A 5,367-nucleotide genomic window follows, 5' to 3' on the forward strand; every position below is an offset into this window, starting at 1 on the left:
CGCCGGAGTTGCTCAAGGATGCGGTCTACGGCCTGCCTGAAGTCAACCGTGAGAAAATTCGCCAGGCGCGCCTGATCGCTGTGCCGGGCTGCTACCCGACCGCTACCCAGTTGGGCTTCCTGCCGCTGCTTGAAGCTGGCCTGGCCGACCCGTTGCGCCTGATCGCCGACTGCAAGTCGGGTGTCAGCGGCGCCGGCCGTGGCGCCGCCGTGGGTTCGCTGTTCTGCGAAGCTGGCGAGAGCATGAAGGCCTACGCGGTCAAGGGCCACCGTCACTTGCCGGAAATCAGCCAAGGCCTACGCCTGGCTGCAGGCACGGACATCGGCCTGACCTTCGTGCCGCATCTGACCCCGATGATCCGCGGCATTCACTCGACCCTGTACGCGACTGTTGCCGATAAGTCGGTCGACTTGCAGGCACTGTTCGAGAAGCGCTACGCAGACGAGCCGTTCGTCGACGTGATGCCAGCGGGCAGCCACCCGGAAACCCGTAGCGTGCGCGGTGCCAACGTCTGCCGTATCGCCGTTCATCGCCCGCAAGGTGGTGACCTGGTGGTAGTGCTGTCGGTCATCGATAACCTGGTCAAGGGCGCGTCAGGCCAGGCGGTGCAGAACCTGAACATCCTGTTCGGCCTGGACGAGCGCATGGGCCTGTCCCATGCGGGCCTGCTGCCCTGACAGCAGCCACAAGCGGCAAGCGGCAAGCTCTAAGCTGCAAATGAGCGTATTGCGTTCAGCTTGGAGCTTGTCACTTGCTGCTTACGTATTGTTGACCGATTTTCTCGGAGAAGCGGATAATGCGCGTCATCGAGTTTTATGGCGGCTACTGCGCCGGGAGAATCAACATGAGCGTCGAAACCTTCACCCCCACGGCTTTGGAATTTACTCACGGCGCCGCGCAAAAGGTGAAGACCCTGGTTTGCGAGGAAGGCAATGATCGCCTGAAGCTGAGGGTTTTCGTGACCGGTGGCGGCTGCTCGGGTTTCCAGTACGGCTTCACCTTCGATGAAGATGTGGCCGAAGATGACACCATCGTCGAGCGCGAAGGTGTATCTCTGGTGGTAGATCCTATGAGCTTCCAGTATCTGGCGGGCGCGGAGGTGGATTACCAGGAAGGCCTTGAGGGCTCGCGCTTCGTGATCAAGAACCCGAATGCCGCTACCACTTGTGGCTGCGGCTCTTCCTTCTCGATCTGAAGCCCGGTGGTACAAAAAACGCCGCGCATTTGCGCGGCGTTTTCGTTGCGATCGCAAGGTCAGGCCGGGTAGATCGCGCCGAGAACCCGCAGCCCCTTGGCTGCCGTCACGCTGGGGCGGTTGGCGGCGATGCCTTCCAGGCAGCAGTGGGCCAGCCAGGCAAATGCCATGCCCTCGACCCAGTCGGGGTCTACGCCATATGCCTGGGTGCTGGTGACCCGGGCATCGGGTAGCAGCGCATCAAGGCGAGCCATCAATGCACCGTTGCGTGCACCGCCGCCACATACAAGCAGCGCTTCTGTGCCTTGCTGTGCATCGCGCAAGGACTCGATGATGCTGCGCGCCGTCAGCTCAAGCAGCGTGGCCTGAACATCTTCGTCACGATAATGCGGCATGCGAGCGAGATGGCCATCCAGCCAAGGCAGGTTGAACACTTCGCGGCCAGTACTCTTAGGGCCGCTGCCGGCGAAGAAAGGGTCGCTCAGCAACGCGTCCAGCAAATCGGTCTGGACCACTCCAGTAGCTGCCCAGGCGCCGTCTGCGTCATAAGCCTGGCCGCGTTTACGCTCGACCCAGGCATCCAGCAATACATTGCCGGGGCCGCAGTCGAAACCGTGGACCGGCTTGTCGTGCTCGATCAGGCTGAGGTTGCTGAAACCGCCTACGTTGAGCACTGCCAGCCGCTGGCCAAGACGGCCGAACAGGGTTTCATGAAACGCGGGCACCAACGGAGCGCCTTGGCCGCCAGCAGCCACATCGCGCCGGCGGAAGTCGGCTACCACTGTGATCCCGGTCAGCTCGGCGAGTAATGCCGGGTTGCCGATCTGCACGGTAAAGCCACGGGCAGGCTCGTGGCGGATGGTCTGGCCATGGCTGCCGATGGCGCGGATGGCGTCAGGCTGCAGCCCCTGTGTTTTCAGTAGCTGCTGTATACCTTCCGCGGCCAGGCTGGCCCAGCGGTTTTCCGCCAACGCTGCACGTGCGATTTCGTCAGGGCCGCTGGCGCACAGGGCTAGCAGTTGCTGACGCAGGTCGGCGGGCATTGGCAGGTAGTGGGTGGCGAGCAGCTTCAGCTGCTCGCCTTGCTCGATCAGTGCAATGTCCAGGCCGTCGAGGCTGGTGCCAGACATTACTCCCAGGTAGAGCGCCATAGCTCAGCGCTTGTTCGCTGCGAGCATGGTGGCCTTTTCCTGATCCATGCGCGCGATCAGTGGCTTGCTCTGCTGCAAGAACCGCTGACGTTCGGCCTTGGCGATCGGATCGGACATCGGTACCTTCTGGCTCAGCGGGTCGACGTGGACGCCATTGACCTGGAACTCATAGTGCAGGTGCGGCCCTGTAGACAGGCCGGTGGTACCGATATAACCGATGATCTGCCCCTGCTTCACACTGCTGCCGGTCTTGATGCCTTTGGCAAAGCCCTGCATGTGCCCGTAGAGAGTTTTGTACCGGTTGCCGTGGGCGATGATCACTGTGTTGCCGTACCCACCGCGACGGCCGGCCAGCTCGATGCGACCGTCACCGGCTGCCTTGATTGGTGTGCCGCGTGGCGCGGCATAGTCGACGCCCTTGTGTGCGCGGATCTTGTTCAGAATCGGGTGCTTGCGGCCAGCGGAAAACCGCGAGCTGATACGGGCAAAGTCCACGGGGGTACGGATGAACGCCTTGCGCAGGCTGTTGCCGTCGGCTGTGTAGTAGCTGGTGTTGCCCTGCTTGTTGGTGTAGCGCACCGCAGTGTAGGTCTTGCCGCGGTTGGTGAAGCGGGCGGACAGGATGTTGCCTGTACCGATCACCTTGCCATCCATGACTTTCTGCTCGTAGACGACGTCGAATTCGTCACCCTGGCGGATGTCCTGAGCGAAATCGATGTCGTAGCCCAGTACTTTGGCCATGTCCATGGTCAGGCTGTGCGACAGGCCGGCACGCTGGGCCGAGGCCGACAACGAACTTTTGATCACGCCGTGGGCGTAGGCAGTACGTACCAACGGCTTGCTGATTTCGCGGTCGAAGCTGTAGCCCTTGGCGGTCTTTGTCAGGCGGATGGTCTCGAGGGTACTGACCTTGCTTTGCAGGCTGGCCAGTTGGCCGTCCTTGTCGAGTTCGAATTGCAGCACCTGGCCATGCTTGAGCTGGCTGAACTGCTTGGCCTGCTTGTTGCTTGCCAGCAGGTCGTGCACCGCATTGGCTGGCAGGCCGACTTTTTCGAACAGGGTGGACAGTGTATCGCCACGCGCCACGGTGACTTCGCGATGCCCAGGCTCCTTGGCCTCTGGTTTCTGTTCTAGGGCTGGGAGTTCTTGAGTAGCTTGCTCGGTTTTGGAGTCGGCACCTTCGATTTGTGCGAACGGTGAGCCTTGATCTGCTTCGCTCTGCACCAGTGGCGCGGCACCGGGCTCGCCCTTCAGTTGCTCTGCCGGGCTTTCCAGCTCGAGGCTGAGGGTGGTCTTCTTGGCTTCGACTTCGCTGGACGGAAATACCAGCAGAGCCAGGCTGAGCAGGGCGGCGATGCCGCTGGCGGCCAGCAGATGGCTTTTCGGATAAAGCGGTGGCGCTTTAGGCGTTTCGTCGGTCATAGGTAAGGTGGCTTTTTGAAGAAAAGTGAATATGGAAAAGATGAATGACATGATGAAGATGAAATAACTGTATAAAATATAACCAAATCCAATTTCACGCAAGGGCGCGTAGACGCCGCGAGGCTGCGGTCAGGTCACATCCCGTTGCGAAACTTGTATTTGATGGCCGATCTTGTATGGTTGGCTCCCCTTGAATCTGAGCCTTGCGGGTCTGTCTATGAAGTCGGTTGAAGAGCAGCTGGCGCTTATCAAGCGCGGTGCGGAAGAAGTGTTGGTCGAGTCGGAACTGGTCGAGAAGCTCAAGCGCGGCCAGCCTCTGCGTATCAAAGCAGGTTTCGATCCGACTGCGCCCGACCTGCACTTGGGGCACACCGTGCTGATCAACAAGCTGCGCCAGTTCCAGGAGCTGGGTCATCAGGTCGTCTTCCTGATCGGCGACTTCACTGGAATGATCGGTGATCCGAGTGGCAAAAGCGCGACGCGCCCGCCGTTGACCCGTGAGCAGGTGCTGGATAATGCCGAGACCTACAAGCAGCAGGTGTTCAAGATTCTCGACCCGGCCAAGACCGAGGTCGCGTTCAACTCCACCTGGATGGACAAGCTGACACCGGCTGACTTCATTCGCCTGGCGTCGCAGTACACGGTGGCGCGCATGCTTGAGCGCGACGACTTCGACAAGCGCTATACCACCAATCAGCCGATCGCCATCCATGAGTTCCTTTACCCGCTGGTGCAGGGGTACGACTCGGTAGCCCTCAAGGCTGATGTGGAGCTGGGTGGTACCGACCAGAAGTTCAACTTGCTGATGGGGCGCGAGCTGCAGCGCGCCTACGGCCAGGAAGCGCAGAGCATCGTGACCATGCCGCTGCTCGAAGGGCTGGACGGCGTTAAGAAAATGTCCAAGTCGCTGGGCAACTATGTAGGTATCCAGGAAGCGCCTGGGGTGATGTACAGCAAGCTGGTGTCGATCCCGGACACGCTGATGTGGCGTTACTTCGAATTGCTGAGCTTCCGCTCCATGGAGGAGATCGAGCAGTACCGTGCTGATGTCGCCAATGGTGCGAACCCGCGCGACATCAAGATCAAGCTGGCGGAAGAGCTCGTTGCGCGTTTCCATGGTGAAGAGGCGGCTGCCAACGCCCACCGTGCGGCGGGTAATCGCATGAAAGAGGGAGAGTTGCCGGAAGATCTGCCCGAGATTGAAGTGACCGCGACTGAAGACTTGCCGATCGCTGCTGTGCTGAACCGTGCTGGCCTGGTGAAGAACTCGGCGATGGCGCGCGATCTGCTCAATGGTGGTGCGGTCAAGGTTGATGGGGCGGTGGTCGAGCGTGACTTCATGTTTGCGATTGGCGCCACTCATGTGTGTCAGGCGGGCAAGAAGGCGTTTGCCCGGGTTACGCTCAAGGCGGAGTGAGCGTCTGGTGGCGTAGCTATATATAGAAGCGGGGAGGCCGACAGGCCTCCCCGCTTTGTTTTAGGCGATATCAAGGTTTATTGAAATTAAGCCTTGACGGGCGTTCGAATCCCCTTATAATGCGCCCCACTTCCAGCGTAGTCGGAACGAGAAACTCCTTGAAATTCAAAGAGTTGCTTAAT

At 60.2% G+C, this 5,367-nt stretch carries 5 protein-coding genes; 3 read left to right on the top strand and 2 right to left on the bottom strand.

What is annotated here, in order from left to right; genetic code table 11:
• Both argC and erpA read left to right on the top strand, forming a co-directional pair.
• A partial coding sequence (argC, locus tag EGJ09_RS26275; protein WP_125925173.1) for an N-acetyl-gamma-glutamyl-phosphate reductase occupies positions 1-677 on the top strand: 677 nt, incomplete at its 5' end.
• 167 nt (positions 678-844) lie between these two features.
• Positions 845-1,195: an iron-sulfur cluster insertion protein ErpA gene (gene erpA, locus EGJ09_RS26280; RefSeq protein WP_046787605.1), complete on the top strand. Its 351-nt coding sequence runs from the start codon at positions 845-847 to the stop codon at positions 1,193-1,195.
• 59 nt (positions 1,196-1,254) lie between these two features.
• Here the strand turns inward: erpA and EGJ09_RS26285 are convergent, their stop codons facing one another.
• Both EGJ09_RS26285 and EGJ09_RS26290 read right to left on the bottom strand, forming a co-directional pair.
• Positions 1,255-2,346, bottom strand: a complete 1,092-nt coding sequence (locus EGJ09_RS26285) for an anhydro-N-acetylmuramic acid kinase (RefSeq protein ID WP_115273016.1) — start codon at positions 2,344-2,346, stop codon at positions 1,255-1,257.
• Between the two features lie 3 nt (positions 2,347-2,349).
• On the bottom strand, positions 2,350-3,768 hold the full coding sequence (locus EGJ09_RS26290; RefSeq protein WP_115273015.1) for a peptidoglycan DD-metalloendopeptidase family protein: 1,419 nt from the start codon (positions 3,766-3,768) through the stop codon (positions 2,350-2,352).
• A 217-nt stretch (positions 3,769-3,985) separates the two neighbouring features.
• On the opposite strand from EGJ09_RS26290, the gene tyrS reads away from it, so the two are divergent.
• Positions 3,986-5,185 carry a tyrosine--tRNA ligase gene (tyrS, locus tag EGJ09_RS26295; protein ID WP_115273014.1) on the top strand — a complete coding sequence of 400 codons (1,200 nt, stop codon included), beginning with the start codon at positions 3,986-3,988 and terminating at the stop codon, positions 5,183-5,185.
• Positions 5,186-5,367 lie beyond the last annotated feature (182 nt).

Origin of the sequence: Pseudomonas sp. p106, assembly GCF_003936645.1 — a bacterium.
GTDB lineage: Bacteria > Pseudomonadota > Gammaproteobacteria > Pseudomonadales > Pseudomonadaceae > Aquipseudomonas > Aquipseudomonas putida_E.